This window comes from Flavobacterium tructae (genome assembly GCF_001853485.1).
Taxonomy (GTDB): domain Bacteria; phylum Bacteroidota; class Bacteroidia; order Flavobacteriales; family Flavobacteriaceae; genus Flavobacterium; species Flavobacterium tructae.
This window is the reverse complement of record NZ_MIKE01000003.1, coordinates 67,263-89,812: the sequence shown is the minus strand read 5'-3', so window position 1 is coordinate 89,812 and position 22,550 is coordinate 67,263. Positions and strand designations below refer to the sequence as shown.

Below are 22,550 nucleotides of genomic sequence, written 5' to 3'. Positions count from 1 at the left end.
AAAATGAAGAATTTATTTGCCCTTGCTGCTATTCTGTTGCTGAATTTTGTGAATGCTCAGAATAAAACTGAAGTTGCTTTTACAGAAACTCCCATTGTTTTAAAAATCAACATCGATCAGCTTTTTGGTACGTTGACCACTCCGAATTTAGAAAAAAGATACCCGGTAGCTTTACTCATTTCAGGTTCAGGGCCTACGGATCGCAACGGAAACAATCCGATGATGAAAAACAATTCTCTGAAAATGCTTGCGGAAGTGCTGGCAAAAAACGGAATTGCATCATTACGATACGACAAAAGAGGAATTGCAGAAAGTAAACCGGCTGCTATCTCAGAACAAACTCTTGTATTTGAGAATTACACCGAAGATGCCAAAAGCTGGATCAATCTGTTAAAACAAGACAGCCGTTTCTCTGAAGTAATTGTAATTGGCCACAGCGAAGGCTCTCTGATTGGAATGATTGCCGGAGCAAAAGCCAATAAGTTTATCTCAATTGCAGGTGCTGGAGAATCTGCCGACCAATTGATCAAATCGCAAATTGCTTCCAAACAAAACAAACAAGTAGAGGAATTAACCTTCCCGATTATTGATAGTCTGAAAAGCGGATTTACAGTAAAAAAAGTAGACCCAATGCTTAATGCTCTTTTCAGACCAAGCATTCAGCCGTATTTAGTTTCCTGGTTCAAATACAATCCGCAAAACGAAATCAAAAAACTAAATGTTCCTATTTTGATCGTTCAGGGAAATCAGGATTTACAGGTGACCGTAAAAGATGCTGAACTCTTATCGAAGGCCAATAAAAATGCTGAACTTTTGATCGTTGATAAAATGAATCATGTCATGAAAATTATCGATGGAGATCATCAGGCCAATCTGGAAAGCTATAAAAATGAGAGTCTGCCTATCTCAGAAATCATGGCCACTAAGATTATTTCTTTCATTAAAAAATAATCGGCAATCATAAAAACATTAAAAATCCGTTTGAACTTATATTCAGGCGGATTTTTGTTTGGGACAAACAGAAGTATATTCTTAGGTTTAACAAAAACTTTATTTATGAACTCCATCAAAAAAAACTATTTTTGCAGCAATCAGTTTGCAATTTAACCCCTCAAATTTATTTATATGGTAAAGAAAATTTTAAAAATAACAGCTATAGTTCTTGTAGTCCTTGTAGCGGCCTTATTTGCCATTCCGTATTTCTTTAAAGATCAAATAAAAGCTAAAATTTCAGAAGCGATCAACAAAAGTGTTGATGCCAAAGTAAGTTTTACAGATGCCGATTTAAGTTTGTTCAAAAACTTTCCAAATGCCACTGTGGGAATCGAAAAACTGGTGATCATCAATAAAGCTCCATTTGAAGGAGATACTTTGGTTTCATTAGGCGAGCTAAATTTAAAAATGAGCATTAAGGAACTTTTCAAAGGAAAAGAAGAGCCTTTAAACATACAGGGAATCAGTTCTACCAATGGTCTGGTGAATATTATTTTCAACAAAGACGGTGTTGGTAATTTTGATATTGCACTAAAAGACAAAGAAAAGGACGTGAAAGACGACAAAAGTAAACCGCTTTCACTGAAAATTCAAAATTATAAAATCGAAAATTTCACTTTCAGATACATCGATCAGGGATCTAAAATAAAAATGGTAATTGACAGTTTGAACCATGAAGGAACGGGCGATTTCACCAATTCAAAATTAGATTTAACAACGAAATCTGTTGCTAATGTTTCTTTGGATATGGATAAGATCAATTACATGAAAAATGTAAAACTGACTTTAGACGCTGTATTGGGAATCGACCTTGAAAAAAGCAAATATACCTTTAAGGAGAATAAAGCTTTAATCAATCAATTGCCTTTGGAATTTGACGGGTTTATTCAGATGGTGGATGCCGGACAAATTTATGATCTGAAATTTAAGACTCCTACTTCATCCTTTACGAATTTCTTAGGGTTGATTCCTTCTGCTTATGCTTCAAGTCTGGAGGGTGTAAAAACTACCGGAGATTTTACTGTAATCGGTTTTGCTAAAGGTGAATTAACCGAAACTACTGTTCCTAAGTTTAATGTGGCAATTGCTTCTAACAATGCTTCGTTTCAATATCCAAACCTTCCAAAATCGGTTCAGAATATTGTGATTGACACGAAAATCATCAACGAAACGGGAATTCTGAATGATACTTATGTTAATCTGGATAAACTTTCCTTCCGAATCGATCAGGATGTTTTTAACGCCAAAGCTAATATCAAAAACATCACGCAAAACCCTATCGTGAACGCGGCCTTGAAAGGAACCATCAATCTGGCGAATCTTTCTAAAGCGTATCCAATTAAAATGGACAAACCTCTTGCCGGTATTTTAAAAGCTGATGTGACTACACAATTTGATATGGCTTCTGTTGAAAAAAGTCAATACCAGAATATCAAAAATGCCGGAACCATGAGTTTGTCCGGATTTAAATATACGGACGAAAACAATAAATCGATGAACATCAGTACGGCATTGGTAGAGTTTAATCCGAGTACCATCAACCTGAAAAAATTTGACGCCACAACCGGAAAAAGTGATTTAAGCATTAACGGAGTACTGGAAAATTTCTATGGTTTCATGTTCAAAAAACAAGAGCTAAGAGGAAACTTCAACATGAGTTCAAATCAGCTGGCAGTGGATGATTTTATGACTTCAGGAACTCCTGCTACAGAAAAAGCAGCTGCAAAACCTACTGAAGCGATGAAGATCCCGGCCTTTTTAAATTGTACTTTAAATGCTAAAGCTACAACGGTTTTATACGACAATCTGAAACTAAAAGACGTTTCGGGACGATTAATCGTTAAAGACGAAAAAGCTACTTTAGAAAACTTTAAAACCTCTATTTTTGGGGGAACAATTGGCCTTAACGGGGCTGTTTCTACCAAAACAAAAGTACCAACTTTTGACATGAATTTAGGTTTCAATCAGGTGGATATTGCGCAAACTTTTACGCAATTAGAAATGATGAAAAAAATTGCTCCTTTGGCAGGGATCATCAACGGAAAATTAAATTCGACTATAAAATTAAACGGAAACTTAGACGATAAAGAGTTGACTCCGGATCTAAAATCAATCTCGGGAGATCTTTTAGGACAGCTGCTTTCAACCACTGTAAATTCTAAAAATTCAACCGTTATAAACGCCTTAACTTCTAACCTGAAATTTATTGATCCTAATAAAATAAATCTGAATGATATTAAAGCGGCTCTAACGTTTGATAACGGAAAAGTGAGCGTAAAACCATTTGACATCAAATATCAGGACATTAAAATTACAATTGGCGGAACTCATGGCTTCGATCAAACGATGAACTATAATTTAAAATTAGATGTTCCGGCAAAATACTTAGGAAATGAAGCCAATGCCTTCCTGGCTAAAATGTCTCCTGCAGATGCTGCAAAACTGCAAAACATTCCAATAAATGCTGTGCTTACAGGTAATTTTTCGCACCCAAAAGTATCAACGGATATGAAAAGCGCTGTGACCAGTCTGGCTACGCAGGTTGCGAATCAGCAAAGAGACAAACTGACTCAAAAAGGAACTTCGGCTCTTAATGATTTTATCAATAAAAACACAAAGGCTAAAGACACCACCAAAGCTGCTGCTACCGAAAAAGAGCAAAAAACTCAGGAGGTTACTAAAAAAGCCAGTGACTTAATCAATGGCTTGTTTAAGAAGAAAAACTAAATAAAAAAGGCATCTACGGATGCCTTTTTTGTTTCTTATAATTTAAATTGCTTGTCCTATAGTATTAAGTTTTCCATTGTTCAGGATGGAGTTTATGATTTTTACATAGTCCTTTTTAGTATGCAAATTAATATCTATTCCGATGCTGCAATTGTCGTAAGGTTCGTATTTTTTAAGGTTTGAAACCGAGAAAAGCCCAATCGTTGGAGTCTGAACGGCACTGGCTAAGTGCATGATTCCGCTATCAGCACCAATAAACAGATCAGTATTGGCAATTACCGACCCTATTTCGCGGATATCTTTACTGTAAAATGTAGGCGCCTGAAATGCAATTTGCGAAACATTTTCTACAGGCAGGATCTCGATAATATTATAGTCTTTATATTCCTCTTTAAGTTGCCTGTAAAAGTTCTCCCACCATTCTTCCGACAAGCATTTTGCTCCTGTTGCATACGTAAAAATACAGATGGTTCTTTTAGAATCAGGCACTAAGTCATTCAAAATTTTCTTTCCGTTAGCAATTTCGGCAGAAGATAGTTTAAGGTCAATCGGGGCTATTATTTTGTTGCTTTTTGCTAATCCAAGTTTCGTTAAATAATTTCGGAAGTTATAAACGGGATATTTCGCAATATGTTCGTAGTCTTTTTTTACAAGTTGAGATTCATCATTTAAATCTCCGTAAAATTTATATTTAGCATTAGAGAATTGGACTGCTAAACGTCCTGAAGAAGAGTTTTGATCTACGTTGATCGCGACATCGTATTTTTGTGTTTTTAATGAAATCCAGACATTCAGGTATTCCAATAAGCTTTTGAACGGTTTTTTAGGCAAACCAATTACCTTATTGATGTTTTGATAATTTCCAAAAATTACCAGAGCTAAAGCTCCCTTAACAAACAAATCGACTTTACAATTTGGAAACATATCGTTGACTTCCTGAACAAGTGGCGTAATCAATAATAAGTTTCCGAGTCTGGCATTTGGCCTGCAGATCAGGACCCGCCTAATTTCTGTTTTATCCACTAAAACAATATGCTGCTCTGACCTTGGCTTTCCAATGTTCTTAGTGAGACGGTGCATTACGCTGCGCCTGACCACATTTATTCGTTTTAAAACACTCATCTTTATAATCCATTTATTAATTAAATATTTGTCCTTGGAAATTCAAAAAAAAACTTTCATTTCGCTTTTTGCTAAACTAGGTTCTCTTTAGATTTAAAATTAAAATCTTCTAATAAATAATTATTATAAAATTGTAATCAAATGTTTCAACATTCAAATTACAATTTTACTAAAACAGTATTATAAATATACTAAAACACTAACAAACAATTCCTTGCAAAGCGCTTTTCTTTCTTTAAATGTTAAACGGCAATACTAACCACATAACCTTCCGAACCTCTCACATTAAAAACAGTTCCGTTCTCAAAGATTAAATATTGCCCTTTAATTCCCGTTAATTTCCCCTGAAATGACGGGGTTTTATCCAGATTCAGACTGGTTACTTTAGTTGGATAATTTAAAACCGGATACTGCAGTTCATACAGATCATTTTTTTGGGTATAAAAATATTCCTGTACTTCTGCCGGAATCAAACTTTCTACTTTTGCCTTTTCAGCCAGCAGGTCGAAACTTTCACCTGTATTTTGGAGCATTTTTCTCCAGTTTGTTTTATCCGTATAATGGTCTTTTAATGCCACCTCAGTTATTCCGGCTAAATATCGGTTTGGAACCTCAACAATCGCAATAGCCTGTGTGGCTCCCTGATCGATCCAGCGTGTTGGAACCTGAGTTTTACGCGTTACTCCAACTTTTACCTCACTTGCCAAAGCCAGATATACCACATGAGGCTGAAGCTGTACTTTCTGTTCGTATTCCAAATCACGATCTGCAATTCCTAAGTGTGCGGTACTGAGTTCCGGTCGCATAATCCAATCCCCAACAGCAGGGCTTGAGTAAAAGCACTCATAACAAAATCCCTGGCGGTAGATCTTTTTCTTCTTGTGGCAATTCAGACATTCAAACCCGACGAAATTAATCTCAATTTCTTTGTTCAGTAATTGATTCATGTTTAAAAAACTGTCTTCAAATACTAAATAATACTGAATTGGAGCCCCCATTTCAGTTTGCATTTTTGTAAGTACGCCTTGATATGTCATTAGAATTTAGATTGCTGATTGTAGATTTTAGATTTGTCGGTCTGAATTCTGAATTTTAAGAGTTAAAATTCAGCCGAACCGGAATGTTTAATAAAAATAGCATGTTATTTTTTACAAAAAAACACTATTTTTGATACAACGGCAAAGTTACTATTTGTCTTTCGATATTCAAATTTTAAGATTCCTGATTTTACGCGAATTGTAAAATCTAAAATCTACAATCAGCAATCTAAAATATAAATTTCACCCATGCCCTTATCAATAATCAACTCTTTCGCTTCGTGGGTCCTAAAACAAAGGATACATCAAATAGAACTTTTTCTAAAATATCCGAATGAAGTTCAGGAAGAACTGTTGCACAATTTGCTGACCGCTTCAGAAAACACTATTATAGGGAAACAGTATGATTTTGAATCGATTAATTCTTATCAGACTTTTGCTGAGAGGGTACCGATTGCTACTTATGAGGAGCTTCAGCCATTGATTGAACGTACACGTCAGGGGGAACAGAATGTATTTTGGGAAACGCCAATAAAATGGTTTGCTAAATCGAGCGGAACAACGAATGCCAAAAGTAAATTCATTCCTGTGAGTAATGAAGCTCTCGAGGATTGTCATTATAAAGGAAGTAAAGATTTGCTTTGTTTGTACCTCAACAACAATGAGGATTCGGAATTGTTTCTGGGTAAAAGTCTTCGTCTGGGCGGAAGTTCTCAGATCTACGAGAACAACAATACGTTCTTTGGAGATTTATCCGCTATTCTGATTGAAAACATGCCTATCTGGGCCGAGTTTAGCAGTACTCCGAGCAGTAAAACTTCTCTGATGAGCGAATGGGAATCTAAAATTGCTGCGATTATAAATGAAACAAAAAACGAAAATGTAACCAGTTTTGCAGGTGTTCCATCGTGGATGCTGGTTTTAATGAATAAAGTTTTAGAAAATACGGGGAAAGAAAGTCTTTTGGATATCTGGCCTAATCTGGAAGTGTATTTCCATGGGGGCGTAAGCTTCTCTCCTTATAAAGAGCAATACAAAAATATTTTACCAAGCAAAGATTTCAGGTACTACGAAATATACAATGCTTCTGAAGGCTTTTTTGCCATTCAGGATTTAAACAATTCGAGTGATTTATTGCTGATGCTGGATTATGGCATTTTCTACGAATTCATATCGATGGATACGTTTGGCACTCCAAATCAAAAAGTAATTCGTCTGGCTGATGTTGAGTTAAACAAAAACTATGCGATTGTCATTACGACCAATTCCGGTTTATGGCGTTACTTGATTGGGGATACGGTTCGTTTTACTTCTCTAAATCCATACAGAATCAGAGTGACGGGCAGAACGAAACATCATATTAATGTGTTCGGCGAAGAATTAATGGTCGAGAATACCGATCAGGCCATTGCCAAAGCCTGCCAGCTTACTCACACCGAAGTGATCGATTACACCGTGGCTCCTATTTTTATGCAGGACAAGGAAAAAGGCGCTCACGAATGGATGATTGAGTTTAAGAAAAAACCTGCTGATGTGGGACTTTTCCAAAAAGTGCTGGACGAAACACTACAAACTTTAAATTCGGATTACGAAGCCAAACGTCACAACAATATGACTTTAAATCCTCTGGTGATTAATGTGGCACGTGAGAACCTGTTTTACGACTGGCTAAAAGAGCGCGATAAATTAGGAGGGCAACATAAAATTCCAAGACTTTCGAATCAGAGGGATTATTTGGAGCAGCTGAAGGAGATGTAATTTTTATAAGGACCTTAACCAAAAACCACGTTAATTTGCATGGAATCAACAGAAAAAATCCAGAATTTACTTCCAATAGGTTATCTTTTTCTCGTCGTGCTGGGAATTTTAAAAGAATGCGTTTTCTTTTTCCAATTGAAAATAAACATTCTGAAATATTCGACCATTATGGATATTCTTGTCAGCCCCATTGCTGATTTAACTGCGAATCCAATTATCATTTTAAGTCTAATTGTTTTCGCCGTTTTTATCTTACTTTTTATCAGCTTATGCTACAAGCATCGCAACAAAAGCTGGGTAAAAAAAATAATCGGCACCAAACCGGATGGCGATAAATTCTCAGACATAGAGATCAAGAGCAAGCTGAAACATTTTTTTTTAATTTCCATTGGAATTGGACTGCTAAGTTTTTTCCTTGGTTTAGGAATTGGTGAAGGGTCCAAAATTGCAGAAAAAATTAAGTCGAATAAACTGCAATACGAACAAAAACTCACCTTTAACACAGGAGAAACAGAAACTATTTTTTTGATCGATGTGAATAGTGCTTACTATTTTTATCTGACTCCAAAAAACAATGCCATCAAAGTTGCCCCTCTGGGAGCCATTAAGAATATTGAATTAACGTGCTTAGAATCTATAAAATGAAAAATACCATTCTGATTCTACTTTTTATTTTTATTTCTTGTACCAATACAAAAGAGCAACATCAAAAAATAATCGTTATTCAACCTTTAGGAGATTTCAATATTGAACAAGCAAAAAGTGTCTTCAATAAAATCAAAACGATTAACCCTAATGTTGTTTTAAGAAAAAATATACCTTTTCCAAAAAACTCTTACTACAAACCCAGAAACAGATATAGGGCTGATAGTATTATTAAAACCATCAAAAACAATGTTGGTAAAGATACCGTAATTGTTGGCTTATCAAACTGCGACATTAGCGTTACAAAAGGTAAAATCAGAGATTGGGGCGTTATGGGTCTAGGCTATCATCCAGGCAAATCCTGTGTAGTTTCTGATTTTAGACTGAGCAAAAGAAACAAAGAAGTACAATTCTATAAAGTTGTTTTGCATGAGTTAGGTCACACCGAAGGTTTGCCTCATTGTCCCGTAAAAACATGTTTAATGAGAGATGCTGAAGGAAAAAATTATTTAGATAAAGAAACTGCCTTTTGTTTAAAATGTAAAAATTATTTAACTGAAAAAGGGTGGAACCTAAACAGTCCTACAACTTGAAATCTCAAAATACACTATTCAATTAACCAAAAACCAACATAAAATGAGCATCAAAAAATACAGCGAAATGACTACTGAAGAGTTAGTTAAAAGCGAGAAAATTTCAAAATCAGCCGCGTATGCATTTACCATCCTTTTACTTTTATTATTTATCTCTAACATTTATCTTGCTTTTTTAAAAGGATTCAGTGCTGTTCAAATTGTCCCTATTGCCTTGCTGCCACTACTTATTTTCAGTTTTAAGACTTTGAAAGACATCCAAACTGAATTGAAATCCAGAGAGAAATAAGAAACTGTAATTCCAACGCAACTCATGAGGGATAGAAGAGAAAATCCTTTTGTGTCTGCAGTGGCTGATACAAAAGGATTTTCACGTCAGTTCACTTCGCTCGTGCGCAGCGAATAGCCCGATCCGCTTTTTTAGATGGACATGCCCATAGCTTCGACTTCGCTCAGCCTGACCAAAATGGGCGAAATCAAAGTTCTTTTTAGCATTACAGGGCTTCGACTTCGCTCAGCCCGACAATAGATTTACATCATATCGATATACCTGTCGTGATATCCTAAAAGGTATAAAACTCCGTCAAGACCCAGACTTGAAATTGACGTTGCGGCGTTTTCTTTTACTTTTGGTTTGGCGTGAAAAGCGATTCCTAAACCTGCTAAATTGATCATTGGTAAATCATTCGCACCATCTCCAACCGCAATGGTCTGGTTGATGTGAATTCCTTCTTTGTCGGCGATTGCTTTTAGGTATTCGGCTTTCTTTTGGCCGTCTACTATATCGCCTATATATTTTCCGGTAAGTTTACCGTCCTTTATCTCTAATTTATTGGCATGAACATAATCGATGCCCAATTCTTTTTGAAGATACTCTCCAAAATAGGTAAATCCTCCGGACAAAATTGCGGTTTTGTATCCATAATATTTCAGGGCTTTCATTAAGCGATGCGCTCCTTTTGTAATCGGTAAATTGACGGCTACATTCTGCAAAACATCTTCGCTCAATCCTTCGAGCAATGCCATACGCTGTTTGAAACTTTCGTTGAAATCAATCTCGCCATTCATTGCTGATTCTGTGATGGCTCTAACCTGATCTCCTACTCCGTTCAGCTCGGCCAGTTCGTCGATCACTTCAGTCTGAATTAAAGTAGAGTCCATATCGAAGCAAACCAAACGTCTGTTTCGTCTGTAAATATTGTCTTCCTGAAAGGATATATCCACATTTAACGTTCTGGAAATTTCCATAAAACTTGCCGTCATGTCAATCTTGTTTACGATCTCTCCGGTCACAGACAATTGTATGCAGGAACGGGGATATTCTTCCAGATCAACAATAGAGGTTCTTCCTGTTAATCTTATGATAGAATCAATATTCAGATTTTGGGCTGACATTATTTTGGTTACGGCAGCCAATTGAGAAGCAGCTAGTTTTTCGCCCAAAATATTGATGATATAACGTTGTTTGGATTGTGATTTCACCCACTTTTCGTAATCCTCGATAGAAATTGGAATAAATTTTACTTTAATTTCTAATTCATAAGCTTTGAACAATAAATCTTTTAAAACGGGGCCGGAAGAGGAACCTGCCTGAATTTCGAATAAAATTCCCAGAGAAAGCGTATCATGAATATCGGCCTGACCAATATCTAAAATATTTGCATCGTAAGTTGCCAATACAGCGGTTAAACCTGCTGTTACTCCTATTTTATCATGTCCTGAAACTTTTAATAAAATAATCTCTTTATCTTCTGTTGCCATTTTATGTTTATTGATTTTACGAAGCGACAAAAATCGGCAATCTAATGTTGATAAAAAAGGATATTGCTTGTTTTTTAAAGAGAAAAAGCACCTAATACTGTGCTTTTTGGAGTAATTTAACAATAATGTTCAGGGATTGGAATAACCTAACTTTTTCAATCTCTGAATTGTTTTTTTTATCACAGATTTCAAGGATTAAAATGGTGAATCCCTGAAATCTTTTGTATTGTGATAAAATATAAGAAGTTGTTTTTAACCTGCCTGGTTTTCATCAAAGTTTACCATCCAGCTTACATCAAACTTATCTTTGAACATTCCAAAATAAGCTCCCCAAAAGGTTTTTGCCATTGGCATATAAACAGTTCCTCCTGCCGAAAGTCCGTTAAAAATACGGTCCCCTTCTGCTGCACTGTCTACATTTATAGAGACAGAGAAATTCCCGCCAAAAGTTACGTCTCCGGATTGCTCACTGCTGTCGCTTCCCATCAGGATTGTGTTTCCAATTGGCAATGAAACGTGCATGATTCTATTAGCATCTTTTTCAGATACCGGAGCACCACATCCTTCCTCGCCTTCCGGCATTTCACTAAATCTTCCAAGAAATGGAAATTCTCCTCCAAAAACGGATTGATAAAACAGAAATGCTTCTTCGCAATTTCCGTTAAAAATTAAATAAGGGTTTACTGCTGTTGCCATGATATTTGTTTTTTTGTTTGTTGTTTGTTTTTATTTTTCTGAGAGTTCTTTAGCGGTCTCCAGCCCTTTTGGAAATGCTTCTTTGAAATAATCGATGTATTTTTCTACTACATCTACCTGCGCTACCAAATCAGTAAATTCGTCATCGGCTGTTAATCGATACGTTTCCATGGCACCTGTCCACTTTTTGATTTCTTCATCAAGAGGCAATTCTTTAAAGTCTTTGATTTCGCCTATATGTTTAAAAGCCATATACTCGTTCGGAATTTTCGTTTCAATGACACTATTCATTCCTTCTCCGTTTGGAGACAAGAAATGTATTTTATCGCCCTGATTCCATTCACTTATGGCGTATGAACCTTCGCAAAAAGACCCCGTCCACTTCTTATAGGTTTCCTCGTCCCATAAAACTGCCCAGACTTTTTGTACCGGGGCTTTAATTCTGATTTTAAATTCTAATGTTTCCATACTCATGATAGTTTACTAAAATCCATAAATAAAACATTCCAGCGATGACCGTCTAAATCTGCAAAGCCACAGCCGTACATCCATCCCTGACTTTCTGACGGTGGAGCAAAAACAGTTCCTCCGGCTTGTTTAACTTTCTTTGCCAGTTCATCTACTTCAGCAGTACTTTCAGCATCAATCGAGATCAGAACTTCTGTACTTGTTTTAGTATCTGTCAGTTGATTATGAGAAAAACTGGCAAACAATTTTTCTTCAAAAAGCATTACTACAAATTTTCCTTCTCCAATCACCATACAAGTTGACTTTGGTGTGTCGTGTTCTTCATTAAAAGAGAATCCTATTTCCGAAAAAAAAGCTTTTGATTTTGCCACCTCTTTTACCGGCAAATTCAGCCAAATTTGTTTTGTCATTCTAACTCTTTTTAAAATTAAATTCTATCTCTGTGATGTTAATCAGTACCTTCGTCGCTTTGCTTCTTTGAACCTTTCAGCCGAAAGAAACTAATTGCTTTCGGCATAACTTTTAAAATTATCCATGATGGCTTGCCAGCCTCCACGCTGCATTTCTTCAGGGTTTTCTGTTTCGGGATCAAATTTTTCAATTACCTCAACTCCGCTTGGTGTTTCTTTAAAAGTAATCTCAACCTTTCTTCCATCGCCTAAAATGTACTCAATAGCTTTGTTCTGCTCTACTACAGTGTACTCCCCTCCAAAATCAAAACTCATACTGCCGTCTTTTGCAGCCATAGTCGATGTGAATTTTCCTCCAACTCTCAGATCATTTTCAGCATGAGGTGTATGCCAGTCGGGAGAAGCAAAATTCCATTTTGTAATGTGTTCCGGTGCTGTCCAAAATTCCCAAACTTTGTCTACTGATGCATTAATAGTGTTTTGTACTGTTATCATTTTATTTCTTTTTTTTAATTATACTTTTAAAATTGGTCCTTGTTTCGTTTTTTATTTAGTTATTTTCAACATACTCTTTAAAACAGTCAATCACGGCCTGACACCATTGCTGCTGCATGTTTTCAGGGTTTTCTGTTTCGGGTTGAAATACTTCTGTGAGAATTACTTTTTCATCACTTTCTTTAAAATGAACACTTCCGGTTCTGTTATCAGATAGTTGATACTCTATTTCTGAAAAAGTTTCTACCCTCGTATAAACTCCTTCAAAATCAAAAGTGGCAGTTCCGTCTTTCGCAGCCATCGTATATTTGAATTTACCTCCAGCCTTCAAATCATTTTCGGCATAAGGGGTATACCAGTCCGGAGAACCAAAACTCCATTTCACTATATGTTCCGGCTCTGTCCAAAATTTCCAGACTTTGTTGACAGCTGCGTTAATTGTGTTTTGTACGGTTATCATTGTTTATTTATTAAAATCAAAGATGTTTCTTTATAAAATTACAAATTATTTAAAGCAAATTTAGTTTTTTAGCATTAGCTTTAAGTTACATTAAAAGTCATTTTTAGGGTCATTTAAGACAAAATACTTACTTTTGTAACCTATCATTTTTCCAAAAACCAATGCAATCATGACTAAGAAAGTAGGATTAATTGTTCCGCACGACTATAAATTACTAAGTATAGCAGCTATTTTAGAAGTTTTTGAAACCGCCAACAAACTTGCTAAAGAAGACGAAAAGCCTTTTGAGATTATGGTATTTCAATTGACAGAACAGATCAAAGAAGCAAATTTGTTCGGCTATAAAGTAAATCCGGTTGAAGATTCAACAACAATCCTTGAACTTATCCTGATTCCGGCTTTTACTACGGATAATATGAGCGAAATGATCGCAAAAAACAAAAACTTTATTCCATGGCTAAAAAAGCACCATCAATCCGGTGCCGAGCTGGCCAGTTTTTGTACGGGTGCCTTTTTATTTGCCGCATCCGGTTTGCTTAACGAAAAGTTGGCCACAACTCATGTCGATGCCTGCAGTGCTTTTACCAAAGCGTTCCCACTCGTAAAATTGAAACCCGAAGAAACTTTAACGGCCGACGGCAGTTTGTATACCAGCGGAGGCTCTACCTCAACGTTTCATCTGTTGATTCTTTTGGTTCAGAAATACTGTGGAAATGAGATTGCAGTTCAGATTGCAAAGATTTTTTCGATCGACCTAAACCGATACAAGCAGAGTTATTTCAGCACCTTTAGACCCAACCATTTGCACAATGATGCCTTAGTTGCCATGTTGCAGCAAAAAATAGAAAGTCAGTACCATACAATCGAAAAACTGGAAGAAATCACCAAAGACATTCCTACCAGCACCCGTAATATGACGCGACGTTTCAAACAGGTTACCGGCATCCCGCCTATTGAATACCTGCAAAATATAAGAGTCGAAAGTTCAAAGAAATATCTGGAACAAACTCAGCTTTCGATTTCTGAAATTATTGAGAAAACGGGCTATAATGACCCAAAAGCCTTTAGGAAAGTTTTTTATAAAATGGTAGGCATGAAACCTATTGAGTATCGGGAGAAGTTTAGGGTGCAGTAATTATTTCAGATTCCATTTCAAAAGTTTTTCTGATGTGCTATTGTCCCAATGATAATGCTGCCTACTAAATGAAGAATCAATTTTTACCGTTGACTGATACTGTTCCAACCAAACTTTTTCTTTGTCAACAGCAATAGATTTCTCCGTTTTTTCCTTTTCTTTCTTTTTTATTAAAAGCCAATGAGTGACCAACATAGGGAGCTCTAAAACAATTATAACAATGGCAAATTTTTTAATATCCTTCACACAAATCCATTTTTACAAATGTAGGAAAAAAAATACAAGAAATAAATTAACTTAGAAAGTTCTTTTCTTCACAAAAAAACCTGTTCGAATTAATGAACAGGTTTTTTACTATTTTCCTACATTCAACTTCTTCTTTTTCTAAATTGGAGCAATCTAAGAAAATAAAGGATAGTACCAATAAGCAAAAAAAGAATAACAAAATAAAAATAACTTATAAGATAATAAGTATCATAGAGGCAAATTGTATAGAAACGCTCAGAAAAGTAGGAACAGATCAATAACAAAACGCACAAAGCTAAAAAAATCAGATAGTTTCTAGTTATTCTTTTCATCGACGATTATTAAAAAAAGCATTATACATTTTAAAATGACCTAAATATATATCCTGAAAACTAATATCTTCAATAACACCATGAATTAATGTTTCTGGAAATTCTTGATACAGTAGTTTGGTTTCAACAATTGATTTAATGTCCAAAACCAAATCTTTCATTTTTCTCGGATCTAAATTTTCTTTCTCCAATTCTTCGATCCTAGATTTCGAAATTATCATTTGGTTCTTATGAATTAATGTCTCAATCACATAATAAGGAACCAAGATACTTAAATGCAAAGTAATCGAGCACAATTCACCTCCTTCAACAATATTCAAAAAAAAGGTATAACATCGATCTTCCCAATCCAGTCTGGAAAAATCTTCAAAACCCCTTAACACTAAATCTTTATCAAATTCGACTCTAATACTATTTCGTAGTTTCTGATTTTCCTCAGAATCAAAATATTCAATTAATGCTTTCAATCTTTCATACTCCATAGTTTCTAAATACAATTCCTTTTGAGTCCATGGACATATATTCTTAGGATAATATAAATATGCTAAATTCATTAAAATTTTTCCAATCATAAATATCAATTATCGGCAATCAGTTGAAAATATGGTAGTCGTTTTGTGCTCAGTTGCTGGTAAAGCAGTAGTTGAGTTAAATTGTACTCTTGCTCCGTGTATTCTTAAAGGTACTTCTTTTTTCAGTTGTAACTTATTATTAACTATACCTCTTAGTTTATAAATTACCGTACTTTTTTATATAAAAAATGTACCATATAAAGTAACAAAGAAAACAATAATACAGCTGTTGCTACTGGCCTGTAGCTAAACACATAATAGGTATCATGAATGTTGATATCCAAACAATATTCAGTTGGATAAATATAACCATAAACCAATAAGCCTATACCAAAAATTAAAAAAATGTAAATAACGTATTTCATAATCTTGTATAATATTCATCTAAAAAGAATGCGTTGAAAAATGTAAATTCTCCAAAAGGTATAAATCCCCTACTAATTTCCGGAAGTCTATAACTTAATAATTCTGGCGGAAATTTTGTAATCCCATACTTTTCAGTTAATGCAACAATTTTATTAATTTCACTGGCATAAACGATCTCTAAATCTTCATTTTTATTAGGTTTTTTGATCCATTTTACATTTTCTAAGTCAACTAATGTATCCAGAACATAACACGTGAAATATGGGGATAAAACACTAATATTTAAGCAAATCGAATGAAGGTGGTTTCCACTCATTTTAGTTAGCTGTAAGTTGAAAGCTCTATTTGGTTTATTACCTCATAATCTTCGTTATCAACTTTGCTGCTTGTTTGACCAGTAGCAACATTGGCGAATAAAGAGAAAAACAAAAAAATGAAGTATGCTCTCGTATTTTTAAATTTGTTTTTTTACTTTCTCTTCTTTTTTATAAACTTTATCAAATAATATACAAACCCTAATAGAAACACTAATAAAACAGGGAAAAAATAACTTACAAGATAAAATGTATTGGAAATACAAAAATTAAAATTGTACTCGAAGAAGTAAAGAAAAATTAACAATAAGCCGGTAATTGTCAGAAATATTAAAAAATCACTTTTCATTTTCTTTGATAATTACATTATTAAAAAAAGCAATAAACATCGTAAAACAGCCAAACTCTGTATCTTGAAAACTAATATCTTCAACAACTGAATTAAGTATTTCTTTTGGAAATTTTTTGTACAAAAATTTATCCTCAATTACTGTTTCAATATCCATAACTAATTCATTTATAGTTCTTCTTTCTGTGTTTTTTTCTTGTAAATTTGTTACTTCTGATTTGGAGAAATACAAGTCAATTATATTTTTTTGAACTTTAATTACATAATATGGGACTATAATGCTAATAAATAATGATATTGTATATAACTCACCATCTTCGATTACACTCACATTAAAAGTCATACATCTATCCCCTAAATCAAACAAGGTGTGGTCATTTAATTTATTTAATGTGTAATCATGTTCAAACTCTGCAACAATTCTCTTCCTAAAAACTTTGCCCTCTTCGCTATTAAAATCATTTATTGTTTGAACTAATCTCTTATACTCCTCGGAAATAAAATAAATGTCTTTTTCTGTAAAGGCACATATATTTCGCGGATAGAATAAATAAACTACATTTTTTAAAACCTTTTCAATCATATTAATCGATTTAAATAGTTAATTACAGTTTCCTGAAGTCCATGTATTTGTTTTATAATTAGTCGCGGGAAGTTTTTCAGTTGAATTAAAATTTACCCTGCCTCCACTAACGTAAAGAGGATAATTGTGTACCAATCTCTCTCTAAAATATCGATCAAGTATCAAATCTGACACGTCTGTTCCTCCATATTTATCTATTACGTCCTGCATTGATTGTTGAAGTGCCCGAGCAGAAACATTTGCCGCAATTCCAGGTGTCATATCTGTATTACCCACCTGTATATTTGTTGGCGTACCAAAATATATTGCTTGTGGATAACTAAGAACATGCAATATTTCAATTCCTTTTGGACTCAATCCTATAACTCTAAAATTAATATTTTTGACCATCGCTACTTGCCAATTAGCCCCTTTTTTCGACGTAAAATTAAAACTCTCACAACTAGGCGGAATAACTTTAGTTACCGTTGATCCTGTAGAACTTCCACTTCCACCACCTCCCGGAGATTTCACATAACCCTTTGGACTGTTACCCTTTGATCCTGATTTTAGACCGCCTCCATAAGCTCCTCCTCCATATTCCTGCTTATTCTCGGATTTTTCTCTTCGAATGATCACTTCATCTAATTCAAAAGGATCTGAATCTGACTTAGCAGTCGATTTATTGAGACGTTCTGACTCCACCGGAGAGATTACTCTAAGTCCTGTTAGCGCTGCTGTCGTATTGGAGTTTTCAAATTTTGCCCCATTTACAAATCCCCTTTCTAAATCCCAGGCAATGATATATCCATTAAAGTTAACTAAATCCGCTGAAATTTTTATTTTTTCTAAAGATTCTGATAACGGTAGTATTTCATATAATGTAGCCGAAAATTCCTTTTTATTTTCTAAAGGGTATAAATACAATACTTTCTGACCTTTATAAGCATCACTAAGATTTTTATCTGTAACAGGAACTACAAGTGCCTCGGTCCTATTTTCAAAAGTTTCCGTGATTGCACTATCCCAATTATAAACCTGACTTTTAAACGACGAATCAATTTTTACTTTTGATTGATACTGTTCAAACCAAACCCTCGCTTGACTAACCTTAATAGATTGCTCTATTTTTTGTTCGCTTCCTGATTCTTCTGAAACACAACGACCTGTTAATACTGCAACTCCTAAAACCATTAAGAGGATTGCCATTTTTTTAATATTTTTCATACAAATATATTTTTATAAATATAAGAAAAATATTATAATAAATAATTTAAATTATAGGTTTTATTTTACAAAATAAAAAAACCTGTTCGTTAAGCCGAACAGGTTTTTTCTAAATTATTAAATCTTATTATAGAAACTTACGAAGCGATTTCCATACGTTTCAATAGATTTTTATTCAAAGTATGTTTTGCGTAATCTTTATCGATACTCAAAACTTTATCGTCTGAACTTGGCAATTCGTACATGGCATCGGTTAAGATTGCTTCACATAACGAACGCAATCCACGTGCCCCTAATTTGTACTCTAATGCTTTGTCTACAATAAAATCTAATGCCTCATCTGTAATGGTGAATTCAACTTCATCCATTAAGAATAATTTTTGGTATTGTTTTACCAAAGCATTTTTAGGCTGTGTCAAAATTGCACGCAGGGTTTCTTTGTCTAAAGGATCCATGTGCGTTAAAACCGGTAAACGTCCAATAATTTCAGGAATCAAACCGAAATCTTTAATATCTTTTGGAATAATGTATTGCAACAAATTGTCTTTATCGATATTGTCTACATTTTTAGAAGTTGAATACCCAACAGCCTGACGGTTCAAACGTTTAGAAATAATACGCTCAACGCCATCAAAAGCACCTCCTGCAATAAACAAGATGTTTTGAGTATTTACTTCCACAAATTTCTGGTCCGGGTGTTTACGCCCTCCTTTTGGCGGTACGTTTACAATTGTTCCTTCAAGAAGTTTCAATAAAGCTTGTTGTACTCCTTCACCGGAAACGTCACGTGTAATAGACGGATTATCACTCTTACGGGCGATTTTGTCAATCTCGTCAATAAAAACGATTCCTCTTTCGGCTTTGGTTACATCATAATCGGCAGCTTGCAACAAACGTGTTAAAATACTTTCAACATCTTCTCCTACATAACCTGCCTCAGTAAGTACGGTCGCATCAACGATAGCCAAAGGAACATCTAACATTTTAGCAATTGTCTTTGCTACCAGTGTTTTTCCTGTTCCGGTTTGTCCCACCATGATGATGTTACTTTTTTCAATCTCAACTTCATCGTCTAATTGCTGTTGCATTAAACGTTTGTAGTGATTGTAAACGGCAACCGACATTACTTTTTTGGTCTGATCCTGGCCAATAACATATTGATCTAAGAAAGCTCTGATTTCTTTTGGTTTCTTTAAAATTAAATCCCCAACCAATTTTGCGCTTCCACTTGATTTTAATTCTTCTAATACAATTCCATGTGCCTGTTCGATACACTTATCACAGATATGTGCATTGATACCTGCAATCAATAAATTAGTTTCTGGCTTTTTTCTTCCACAAAACGAACATTCTAATACTACTTTTGCCATTCTTTATTTAAGTTACTAAGCTGCAAAGATACTAAGTTTTAAAGTTTTTCAACTAAAACTTTAAAACTTAACTCCTTACAGCTTAAGAGCCTGTTTAATTTTTAAACAGGCTCTAATATTTTTATTTTTTTATTTAAAAATTTAAATCACAAAGAACACCTAGAATCTTAGCGTCTTAGCAACTTAGAAGCTTTAAAAAAATTAGCTTCTTCTTAATACTTCATCAATCATTCCGTATTCTTTTGCTTCATCTGCAATCATCCAGTAATCACGCTCACTGTCTTTGTGTACTTTATCAAAAGTTTGTCCTGAATGTTGAGAAATAATATGATACAATTCATCTTTCAGCTTCAACATTTCACGTAAGTTGATTTCCATATCTGTTGCAACTCCCTGAGCTCCTCCTGATGGCTGGTGAATCATCACTCTTGAATGTGGTAAAGCCGAACGTTTTCCCGCTGCTCCTGCACATAGTAGTACTGCTCCCATAGAGGCTGCCATACCGGTACAAATTGTCGCTACATCCGGTTTGATATATTGCATGGTATCATAAATTCCTAATCCTGCATAAACACTTCCCCCCGGAGAATTCAGATAAATCTGAATGTCTTTTGATGCATCTGCACTTTCTAAAAATAATAACTGTGCCTGAACAATGTTCGCGATCTGGTCGTCGATACCTGTTCCTAAAAAGATAATTCTGTCCATCATTAATCTGGAAAAAACATCTAATTGAGAAATATTCAATTGACGTTCTTCAATAATATATGGAGTCATATTCGTTGGGTTCATTGCCGCTATAATTTTGTCATAGTACATGGCATTTACTCCCTGGTGCTTTGTAGCAAATTTTTTGAATTCTTTACCGTAGTTCATATTTTTAGTTTAAAGTTTGAAAATCTAAAGTCTTTAAGCGACTTAAGCAGGTAAAAACAAAGTTCGTACCTTTTTATACAATAATGTCAATTTGTCTTACTTTTTTGTTTCAGGTTTCAGGTTTCAGATTACTTAAAGTCCGTTTAAACGAAAACCGAAACAAAATAAACTTAAAACAAAAAGAGCGTCAGAAAAATCTCCTGACGCTCAAATATACTTATTTTTTTAGAAATTATTCTCCGTATGAAGCGGCAATAAATTCTTCGTAAGTTACTTCTTTTGTAGTTGGATTTGCTTTTTCTTTAAAGATTTCCAATAACTTCTCAGCTACTACCTGCTCAGAAAGTCTTTTCACTTCTTCCTGGTTTGATAAAACTCTTGCTACAATTGTCTGAACTTCTTCATCAGAAGGATTTAACTGTCCAAATTGAGCCATTTGTTGTTTGATAGCGTTTGTTGTAAAAGCTTTCAAATCTTCAAAATTAATCTGGATGTTGCTTTGAGCTAAAGCTTTTCCTTCGATTAATTGAAAACGTAATCCTTTTTCAGATCTTGCGTATTCAACTTCAGCTTCTTCTGCAGAAAGTTTTTTCTCTCCAACAGTTTGCAACCATTTTTTAAGGAATTCAGCCGGTAAATCAAATTTTGTGCTTTCGATCAGGAAGTCCTGAACGTCTAACAATAATTTCTGATCTGCTTGCTGCGCGAATTGAGCTTCAGCATCTTCTTTAATTTTAGATTTCAAATCTTCTAAAGAAGCCACTTTTCCTTCACCAAAAAGTTTATCAAATAACTCTTGGTTCAATTCAGCCAATTCAGCTCCGTTGATAGCCTCGATAGTAAAGTTTACTTCGATATCTAAACCGTGAACATTATCATGACCTACTTTTAAGTAATCCATTAATTGGTGATCGTCTTCAAATAAACCTTTTGTGCTTACTGTTACAACATCTCCCACTTTTTTACCGATGAATTTATCTCCGGCAGCTTTGCTAAAAGTAGCTAAAGCAATTGTAGTTGTATTGTTGATTCCGTTTTCTTCGTTAGCGAAAGTTCCAGTCAAATCTGAATCAGCTACTACCACTTCTTGTGGAATTGCTTTTCCGAATTGTTTTTGGATACGCTCTACCTGACCGTCGATTAATTTATCATCAGCAGTAACGATGTATTTTACGATATTGTTTTTAGCTTCTAAATCAATTTCGAAGTTTGGTACTAAACCAATTTCGTACTCGAATGTTAATTCTTCAGCATCCCAGTCAAAGTTTTCGTTTACTTTAGCTAGTGGAGTTCCTAAAAGATTTAATCTTTCAGCTTGAACAAAACGCTCTAAAGCCAAATCAACTACTTTTTTAACTTCTTCCTGCTTAATTGCTTTTCCGTATTGTTTTTCAACCAGGTCTTTAGGAACCTGTCCTTTTCTGAAACCTTTTACAGTAGCCAATGGCATTTTTTCGTTTATCCTTTTTGCTACCTGACCTTTATAATCCATGTGAACAACTGTCATTACAATTGTTTCATTCACAGCGTCTATTGCTACTCTTTTAATATCCATTTTCTTCTTTAATTTACATAATAAAATTGGGTCGCAAAATTATAAAATTTTTGCAACCCAACCAAGTTTTTAATCTATTGTATTTGAATACGTTTTAATCACGCTTTCTCTATTTATTTTATTTATCGTCTCCTATAATCTTATAGGTGATGGACTGCAGAACAGACAATATAACACTAAAAAACAAGGCTGTCCAAAAGGAATCTACTTTAAAACCTCCGACAATATTTGTACAGAACAAAATAATGATTGCATTAATTACCAACAGAAATAAGCCTAAAGTAATCAGTGTAACCGGTAACGTCAAAATTACCAATATTGGTTTTATAAAAAGATTTAACAACCCCAAAACTACCGCAACAATTACCGCGGTGGTAAAACTGGCAACATGAACACCAGGTAAAAAGTGAGCAATTAACAAAACTAAACCTGCCGTAACAAGAAGTCTGAGTAGTAAATTCATAATGGTATGTTTTAAAAA

24 protein-coding genes are annotated in these 22,550 nt (G+C 34.6%); 7 read left to right on the top strand and 17 right to left on the bottom strand.

All coding sequences use genetic code 11. The features are described from left to right. The first annotated feature begins 3 nt into the window (after positions 1-3). Positions 4-951, top strand: a complete 948-nt coding sequence (locus BHE19_RS01310; RefSeq protein ID WP_070905655.1) for an alpha/beta hydrolase family protein — start codon at positions 4-6, stop codon at positions 949-951. Between the two features lie 174 nt (positions 952-1,125). Continuing rightward, positions 1,126-3,720 carry an AsmA family protein gene (locus BHE19_RS01305; protein ID WP_070905654.1) on the top strand — a complete coding sequence of 865 codons (2,595 nt, stop codon included), beginning with the start codon at positions 1,126-1,128 and terminating at the stop codon, positions 3,718-3,720. A gap of 42 nt (positions 3,721-3,762) precedes the next feature. On the opposite strand, the gene BHE19_RS01300 is transcribed toward BHE19_RS01305, so the two are convergent. Together BHE19_RS01300 and BHE19_RS01295 are read right to left on the bottom strand one after the other, a co-directional pair. Next, positions 3,763-4,842 (bottom strand): glycosyltransferase family 9 protein, encoded by a 1,080-nt coding sequence (locus BHE19_RS01300; protein WP_070905653.1) that lies wholly within the window; start codon positions 4,840-4,842, stop codon positions 3,763-3,765. Between the two features lie 242 nt (positions 4,843-5,084). Beyond that, a complete protein-coding gene (locus BHE19_RS01295; RefSeq protein WP_017497752.1) occupies positions 5,085-5,879 on the bottom strand; it encodes a DUF2797 domain-containing protein in 795 nt (264 codons plus the stop codon). 249 nt (positions 5,880-6,128) lie between these two features. On the opposite strand from BHE19_RS01295, the gene BHE19_RS01290 reads away from it, so the two are divergent. Genes BHE19_RS01290 through BHE19_RS01275 form a run of 4 tightly spaced genes read left to right on the top strand, consistent with a single transcriptional unit; the run spans position 6,129 to position 9,164 of the window. Next, the gene (locus BHE19_RS01290) at positions 6,129-7,637 is read left to right on the top strand and encodes a GH3 auxin-responsive promoter family protein (protein WP_017497751.1); all 1,509 of its coding nucleotides are present in this window, start codon (positions 6,129-6,131) and stop codon (positions 7,635-7,637) included. A 39-nt stretch (positions 7,638-7,676) separates the two neighbouring features. Beyond that, entirely contained in the window at positions 7,677-8,282 is a 606-nt protein-coding gene (locus BHE19_RS01285; RefSeq protein ID WP_070905652.1) for a hypothetical protein, read from the top strand. Next, a complete protein-coding gene (locus tag BHE19_RS01280) occupies positions 8,279-8,875 on the top strand; it encodes a Zn-dependent protease (RefSeq protein WP_070905651.1) in 597 nt (198 codons plus the stop codon). Before BHE19_RS01285 ends, BHE19_RS01280 begins: the two co-directional genes overlap by 4 nt. 43 nt (positions 8,876-8,918) lie before the next feature. After that, positions 8,919-9,164, top strand: coding sequence for a redox-active disulfide protein 2 (locus BHE19_RS01275; RefSeq protein ID WP_070905650.1), 246 nt, complete (start codon positions 8,919-8,921; stop codon positions 9,162-9,164). Between the two features lie 242 nt (positions 9,165-9,406). On the opposite strand, the gene serB is transcribed toward BHE19_RS01275, so the two are convergent. The 6 genes from serB to BHE19_RS01245 form a co-directional block, all read right to left on the bottom strand. Continuing rightward, positions 9,407-10,636, bottom strand: coding sequence for a phosphoserine phosphatase SerB (gene serB / locus BHE19_RS01270; RefSeq protein WP_017497747.1), 1,230 nt, complete (start codon positions 10,634-10,636; stop codon positions 9,407-9,409). 252 nt (positions 10,637-10,888) lie between these two features. Further along, positions 10,889-11,332: a VOC family protein gene (locus tag BHE19_RS01265; RefSeq protein WP_070905649.1), complete on the bottom strand. Its 444-nt coding sequence runs from the start codon at positions 11,330-11,332 to the stop codon at positions 10,889-10,891. 30 nt (positions 11,333-11,362) lie between these two features. Continuing rightward, complete coding sequence (locus tag BHE19_RS01260; RefSeq protein WP_070905648.1) at positions 11,363-11,800, bottom strand: SRPBCC family protein; 438 nt, start codon at positions 11,798-11,800, stop codon at positions 11,363-11,365. A gap of 2 nt (positions 11,801-11,802) precedes the next feature. Then, on the bottom strand, positions 11,803-12,210 hold the full coding sequence (locus BHE19_RS01255) for a VOC family protein (protein ID WP_070905647.1): 408 nt from the start codon (positions 12,208-12,210) through the stop codon (positions 11,803-11,805). Positions 12,211-12,300: 90 nt separating this feature from the next. Continuing rightward, entirely contained in the window at positions 12,301-12,705 is a 405-nt protein-coding gene (locus BHE19_RS01250) for an SRPBCC family protein (RefSeq protein ID WP_070905646.1), read from the bottom strand. Positions 12,706-12,760: 55 nt separating this feature from the next. Next, complete coding sequence (locus BHE19_RS01245) at positions 12,761-13,165, bottom strand: SRPBCC domain-containing protein (RefSeq protein WP_070905645.1); 405 nt, start codon at positions 13,163-13,165, stop codon at positions 12,761-12,763. A 169-nt stretch (positions 13,166-13,334) separates the two neighbouring features. On the opposite strand from BHE19_RS01245, the gene BHE19_RS01240 reads away from it, so the two are divergent. Then, positions 13,335-14,300: a GlxA family transcriptional regulator gene (locus BHE19_RS01240; RefSeq protein WP_070905644.1), complete on the top strand. Its 966-nt coding sequence runs from the start codon at positions 13,335-13,337 to the stop codon at positions 14,298-14,300. On the opposite strand, the gene BHE19_RS01235 is transcribed toward BHE19_RS01240, so the two are convergent. The 9 genes from BHE19_RS01235 to BHE19_RS01185 form a co-directional block, all read right to left on the bottom strand. Then, on the bottom strand, positions 14,301-14,546 hold the full coding sequence (locus tag BHE19_RS01235; RefSeq protein ID WP_070905643.1) for a hypothetical protein: 246 nt from the start codon (positions 14,544-14,546) through the stop codon (positions 14,301-14,303). A 328-nt stretch (positions 14,547-14,874) separates the two neighbouring features. Next, a complete protein-coding gene (locus BHE19_RS01225; RefSeq protein ID WP_070905641.1) occupies positions 14,875-15,450 on the bottom strand; it encodes a hypothetical protein in 576 nt (191 codons plus the stop codon). A gap of 361 nt (positions 15,451-15,811) precedes the next feature. Next, entirely contained in the window at positions 15,812-16,132 is a 321-nt protein-coding gene (locus tag BHE19_RS01215; protein ID WP_070905640.1) for a hypothetical protein, read from the bottom strand. 336 nt (positions 16,133-16,468) lie between these two features. Next, entirely contained in the window at positions 16,469-17,062 is a 594-nt protein-coding gene (locus tag BHE19_RS01210) for a hypothetical protein (RefSeq protein WP_070905639.1), read from the bottom strand. 18 nt (positions 17,063-17,080) lie between these two features. After that, positions 17,081-18,268 (bottom strand): hypothetical protein, encoded by a 1,188-nt coding sequence (locus BHE19_RS01205; RefSeq protein ID WP_070905638.1) that lies wholly within the window; start codon positions 18,266-18,268, stop codon positions 17,081-17,083. Positions 18,269-18,405: 137 nt separating this feature from the next. Beyond that, positions 18,406-19,638 (bottom strand): ATP-dependent Clp protease ATP-binding subunit ClpX, encoded by a 1,233-nt coding sequence (clpX, locus tag BHE19_RS01200; RefSeq protein ID WP_017497935.1) that lies wholly within the window; start codon positions 19,636-19,638, stop codon positions 18,406-18,408. Between the two features lie 201 nt (positions 19,639-19,839). After that, on the bottom strand, positions 19,840-20,514 hold the full coding sequence (clpP, locus tag BHE19_RS01195) for an ATP-dependent Clp endopeptidase proteolytic subunit ClpP (RefSeq protein WP_017497934.1): 675 nt from the start codon (positions 20,512-20,514) through the stop codon (positions 19,840-19,842). 232 nt (positions 20,515-20,746) lie between these two features. After that, complete coding sequence (locus tag BHE19_RS01190; protein ID WP_070905637.1) at positions 20,747-22,069, bottom strand: trigger factor; 1,323 nt, start codon at positions 22,067-22,069, stop codon at positions 20,747-20,749. Positions 22,070-22,187: 118 nt separating this feature from the next. Continuing rightward, positions 22,188-22,532, bottom strand: coding sequence for a phage holin family protein (locus BHE19_RS01185; protein ID WP_017497932.1), 345 nt, complete (start codon positions 22,530-22,532; stop codon positions 22,188-22,190). Positions 22,533-22,550 lie beyond the last annotated feature (18 nt).

Coding starts and splice junctions, on each gene's coding strand:
- BHE19_RS01280 (WP_070905651.1), top strand. CDS start 8,279: ATGAAAAATACCATTCTGATTCTACTTTTTATTTTTATTTCTTGTACC.
- BHE19_RS01240 (WP_070905644.1), top strand. CDS start 13,335: ATGACTAAGAAAGTAGGATTAATTGTTCCGCACGACTATAAATTACTA.
- BHE19_RS01275 (WP_070905650.1), top strand. CDS start 8,919: ATGAGCATCAAAAAATACAGCGAAATGACTACTGAAGAGTTAGTTAAA.
- BHE19_RS01215 (WP_070905640.1), bottom strand. CDS start 16,132: ATGAGTGGAAACCACCTTCATTCGATTTGCTTAAATATTAGTGTTTTA.
- BHE19_RS01185 (WP_017497932.1), bottom strand. CDS start 22,532: ATGAATTTACTACTCAGACTTCTTGTTACGGCAGGTTTAGTTTTGTTA.
- BHE19_RS01205 (WP_070905638.1), bottom strand. CDS start 18,268: ATGAAAAATATTAAAAAAATGGCAATCCTCTTAATGGTTTTAGGAGTT.
- BHE19_RS01260 (WP_070905648.1), bottom strand. CDS start 11,800: ATGGAAACATTAGAATTTAAAATCAGAATTAAAGCCCCGGTACAAAAA.
- BHE19_RS01305 (WP_070905654.1), top strand. CDS start 1,126: ATGGTAAAGAAAATTTTAAAAATAACAGCTATAGTTCTTGTAGTCCTT.
- serB (WP_017497747.1), bottom strand. CDS start 10,636: ATGGCAACAGAAGATAAAGAGATTATTTTATTAAAAGTTTCAGGACAT.
- BHE19_RS01255 (WP_070905647.1), bottom strand. CDS start 12,210: ATGACAAAACAAATTTGGCTGAATTTGCCGGTAAAAGAGGTGGCAAAA.
- BHE19_RS01265 (WP_070905649.1), bottom strand. CDS start 11,332: ATGGCAACAGCAGTAAACCCTTATTTAATTTTTAACGGAAATTGCGAA.
- BHE19_RS01290 (WP_017497751.1), top strand. CDS start 6,129: ATGCCCTTATCAATAATCAACTCTTTCGCTTCGTGGGTCCTAAAACAA.
- BHE19_RS01310 (WP_070905655.1), top strand. CDS start 4: ATGAAGAATTTATTTGCCCTTGCTGCTATTCTGTTGCTGAATTTTGTG.
- clpX (WP_017497935.1), bottom strand. CDS start 19,638: ATGGCAAAAGTAGTATTAGAATGTTCGTTTTGTGGAAGAAAAAAGCCA.
- BHE19_RS01285 (WP_070905652.1), top strand. CDS start 7,677: ATGGAATCAACAGAAAAAATCCAGAATTTACTTCCAATAGGTTATCTT.
- BHE19_RS01190 (WP_070905637.1), bottom strand. CDS start 22,069: ATGGATATTAAAAGAGTAGCAATAGACGCTGTGAATGAAACAATTGTA.
- BHE19_RS01250 (WP_070905646.1), bottom strand. CDS start 12,705: ATGATAACAGTACAAAACACTATTAATGCATCAGTAGACAAAGTTTGG.
- BHE19_RS01210 (WP_070905639.1), bottom strand. CDS start 17,062: ATGATTGAAAAGGTTTTAAAAAATGTAGTTTATTTATTCTATCCGCGA.
- BHE19_RS01300 (WP_070905653.1), bottom strand. CDS start 4,842: ATGAGTGTTTTAAAACGAATAAATGTGGTCAGGCGCAGCGTAATGCAC.
- clpP (WP_017497934.1), bottom strand. CDS start 20,514: ATGAACTACGGTAAAGAATTCAAAAAATTTGCTACAAAGCACCAGGGA.
- BHE19_RS01225 (WP_070905641.1), bottom strand. CDS start 15,450: ATGATTGGAAAAATTTTAATGAATTTAGCATATTTATATTATCCTAAG.
- BHE19_RS01295 (WP_017497752.1), bottom strand. CDS start 5,879: ATGACATATCAAGGCGTACTTACAAAAATGCAAACTGAAATGGGGGCT.
- BHE19_RS01245 (WP_070905645.1), bottom strand. CDS start 13,165: ATGATAACCGTACAAAACACAATTAACGCAGCTGTCAACAAAGTCTGG.